The organism is Flavobacterium sp., assembly GCF_040382755.1.
Classification (GTDB): domain Bacteria; phylum Bacteroidota; class Bacteroidia; order Flavobacteriales; family Flavobacteriaceae; genus Flavobacterium.
The window spans coordinates 1-3716 of sequence record NZ_JBEIET010000159.1; the positions used below are offsets into that span (position 1 = coordinate 1).

The 3716-nt window shown below is 31.1% G+C and carries 5 protein-coding genes; all 5 read left to right on the top strand.

Going from position 1 to position 3716, the window contains the following annotated elements; genetic code table 11:
* Positions 1-489, top strand: a 489-nt coding sequence (locus ABWO04_RS10425) for a lipopolysaccharide biosynthesis protein (protein WP_353079644.1), incomplete at its 5' end; no start/stop codon positions are given.
* A gap of 83 nt (positions 490-572) precedes the next feature.
* Positions 573-1007, top strand: coding sequence for a dUTP diphosphatase (dut, locus tag ABWO04_RS10430; RefSeq protein ID WP_353079645.1), 435 nt, complete (start codon positions 573-575; stop codon positions 1005-1007).
* A 131-nt stretch (positions 1008-1138) separates the two neighbouring features.
* On the top strand, positions 1139-2149 hold the full coding sequence (locus ABWO04_RS10435; protein ID WP_353079646.1) for a sugar phosphate nucleotidyltransferase: 1011 nt from the start codon (positions 1139-1141) through the stop codon (positions 2147-2149).
* 31 nt (positions 2150-2180) lie between these two features.
* On the top strand, positions 2181-2723 hold the full coding sequence (locus ABWO04_RS10440; RefSeq protein ID WP_353079647.1) for a hypothetical protein: 543 nt from the start codon (positions 2181-2183) through the stop codon (positions 2721-2723).
* Between the two features lie 55 nt (positions 2724-2778).
* Positions 2779-3716: tetratricopeptide repeat protein (locus ABWO04_RS10445; RefSeq protein WP_353079648.1), on the top strand; the 938-nt coding region annotated here is incomplete at its 3' end.

Consider the following 3716-nt stretch of genomic DNA (forward strand, 5'->3'; position numbering starts at 1 on the left):
GTAATAAAATTCTTTTTAGTACGACAAGAAGAATATTGGGAGGCAATGACAATAGTGCCTTTAATCATAATCGCGAATTTCTTTTTAGGGATTTATACGAGTTTATCTGTTTGGTATAAATTAATTGATAAAACAATAATTGGAGCCTACATTTCAGCAATTGGTGCTCTAATTACGTTAAGTATGAATTATATTTTAATTGTAAAATTCAATATGAGTTATGTAGGTTCAGCGATTGCAACTATTTGTGCTTACGGGAGTATGATGGTGATTTCGTATTATTTAGGAAAAGAAAAATACCCAATTCCTTTCGAAATGAAAAAGATCTTAACCTATCTTTTTGCGTCCATAACTTTAGCTTGTATTTCATTTTATGTTCAAGAATTAAGAGAAACGTTTGTTTTTGGAATACTTGCAATCACTGGCTTTAGTTATTATATTTACAAAAATGAAAAAGAAGTAATTATGAAAATTTTAAAACGAAAATAAACAGACTTTACGGTCTTAAAATAAATAAAATCTTGCGAACTTTGCGAAATAATTTTACGACTTCGCGATAAAAATTCAAAACAATGCAAATAAAAATTATAAATAAATCGCAACATCCATTACCTAACTACGAAACGAATGCTTCTGCAGGAATGGATTTACGTGCGAATTTAACCGAATCAATAACTTTAAAACCGTTAGAAAGAACATTAGTAAAAACTGGGCTTTTTATAGAATTACCAATTGGTTATGAAGCACAAGTGCGACCAAGAAGTGGTTTGGCTTACAAAAAAGGGATTACTGTTTTAAATTCACCAGGAACAGTGGATGCCGATTATCGTGGCGAAATTGGTGTGATTTTAGTCAATTTATCCAATGAAGATTTCGTTATTGAAAACGGAGAACGCATCGCGCAACTAATCATCGCCAAACACGAACGCGCCGAATGGCAAGAAACAATAGAATTAACCGAAACGTCTCGCGGAGAAGGCGGATTTGGTAGTACGGGAATTAAATAAGTGTTCAGTTTTCAGTATTTAGTGTTCAGCTAGAAAAAGTAAACAGCAGATTTAGTAAATCAAATAAACAAACAAAACCTTGCGAACTTTGCGAAAAAACCTTTGCGACTTTGCGGTAAAAAATATATAATATGAAAATAATAGTACCAATGGCTGGTCGTGGTTCACGTCTTCGCCCACACACATTAACAATTCCAAAGCCATTAATTCCAATTGCTGGAAAACCAATTGTACACCGTTTAGTAGAAGATATTGCTAAAGTAATTAATCAACCAATTGATGAAGTAGCGTTTATCATTCACGAAAGTTTCGGCGCAACTGTAGAAAAAGATTTACTTGCGATAGCTACAAAAATTGGAGCAAAAGGAACCATTTATTACCAAAATGAAGCTTTAGGAACGGGTCACGCTATTATGTGTGCGAAGAATTCTTTATCCGGACCTGCAGTTATTGCTTATGCAGATACGTTAATTCGTGCCGATTTTGAATTAGACGCAACTGCCGATAGCGTAATCTGGGTAAAACAAGTCGATCAACCAGAAGCATTTGGTGTTATTAACTTAAATGAAGCCAATGAAATTATTGAGTTAGTAGAAAAACCTAAGGAATTTGTTTCTGATTTAGCCGTTATCGGAATTTATTATTTCAAAGATATTGCCGTTCTTAAAAACGAATTACAAGCGGTTTTAGATAACAACATTATTCACGGTGGCGAATACCAAATTAATGATGGCATTAAACAAATGATGGCGAAAGGTATGAAATTCGTACCTGGAAAAGTTGATGAATGGATGGATTGCGGAAATAAAGATGTTACTGTCGATACCAACAACAGAATGTTAGGATTTTTACATCAAGATGGCGAAGATTTAGTAGCTAATGATGTGCGTTTAGATAATTCACAAATCATTCCACCTTGTTTTATTGGCGAAGGCGTGCAACTTATTGATTCCATAATTGGACCAAATGTTTCTATCGGAAAAGGGTCACATATTCAAAATAGTAAGATTCAAAATAGTTTAATTCAAACGCATTCACATATTAAAAACGCAAAATTAGATAATGCTATGATTGGAAATCACGTAAATTATAATGGTGAGTTTACGAGCGTAAGTTTAGGTGACTATTCAACAATGGAATAATTTTTGAAATACTTTCATTTAACAACAAAACATGTATAAAATAATAGCTTTTCTTTTTCTTTTTCAAATTTCTTTTGGACAAATTGATCCTGAAGTAACAAATGCTGAATACAAAGATTCTATAGTTGAAACTAAAAAATTTTATATCGGCGATGTTGATAATGATAAAATAAAAGATTATGCCATTTCAATTGCTTCAAGAAATAAAGAAACTAATAAAGTTTTTCGTAATTCGGTAGACGTTAAATTTTCCAATAATAATGAAACAATCGGATTTTACCCAAGTAATGGAATTTATATTACAACAATTGAAGATTTAAATAATGATACTGCTAACGAAATAATAATATTTTCTAATGCTAATGAAGGTTTGTGGCACTATATTTCAGTTTGGACTTTTAAAAATAGAATCTGGAAAAAAATCGGTGAAACAAAAGGCTTTTGCTCTGACTTTGAAGATTTTTTAAATAGAGTTGTAAAAATTAATGATAAATTTTTTCTTATTGGAGACACTTGGGATTTAGATGAAAAAGGAGATTTTAAAAAAATAAAAATCAAATTGAAGACAAAATAATAAATTTTGCGGAACTTTGCGCAAGTCTTTGTGTAACTCTGTGTAACAACAAAATATGTATAAAATAATAGCATTTCTTTTCCTTTTTCAAATTTCTTTCGGACAAAAAAATCCAGAAGAAGTAGAAACTGCGGAAAATGAATTTGAAACTAATTTTTTTGATGCTTTAAAGGAAAAAGCTATAGAAAATTACGACAAAGCTATTATAGCCTTACAAAAATGTTTGCTAAAAGAACCTGCAAACCCAGAAATTCATTATCAGTTAGGCGTAAATTATTTAGCGCAAAAAAAGTATATAGAAGCAGAAAATGCGTTTCAAAAAGCGGTCGATTTAGAGCCCAAACAACGTTGGTATTGGAATGGTTTGTACGATGTACATTATCAAACCAAAGCGTATGAAAAAGCAATTATCATAGTTGAAAAATTAGTCACTTTCGATGCAAATATGAAAGAAGATTTGGTATCGTTATATATGACCACACAACAATTTGATAAGGCAAAAACAGCAATTGACGACATCGAAAGTAAAGGCACATTGTCTAAAACAATTGAAATGTACCAATTGCAACTTCAAAATATGTCGAAAGGCAACAAGCCAAATATTAACGATTTAGTTGAAGCCATAAAAAGCAATCCTAAAGCAGAACAAAATTATATCGATTTAATTTATGCGTATTCTGTAAACAATCAAGAAGATAAAGCATTTCAAACCGCTTTGTTCTTAGAAAAAGAGCTGCCAAATTCTGATTTAGCACACGTTAGTTTGGTTAAATTTCATATTCAAGCAAATGACATTTCAAAAGCTACAGATTCTTACAAAAGAGTTATAAAAAGTAGTAAAATTGATTTTAAAATTAAGCAACGCGTTTTAAACGAGTACTTAATATTTGCCATTAAAAATCCGCAATTACTTGTAGAAATTGACAATAGCATTTCATATTTCGACAATAATGTGGGTATGGATGTAAATAAAGAATTAGGAAAATTTTTCTA

Bases quoted from the DNA above. Each gene is read 5' to 3' on its own strand.
- ABWO04_RS10435 (WP_353079646.1), top strand. From the start codon at position 1,139: ATGAAAATAATAGTACCAATGGCTGGTCGTGGTTCACGTCTTCGCCCA.
- dut (WP_353079645.1), top strand. From the start codon at position 573: ATGCAAATAAAAATTATAAATAAATCGCAACATCCATTACCTAACTAC.
- ABWO04_RS10440 (WP_353079647.1), top strand. From the start codon at position 2,181: ATGTATAAAATAATAGCTTTTCTTTTTCTTTTTCAAATTTCTTTTGGA.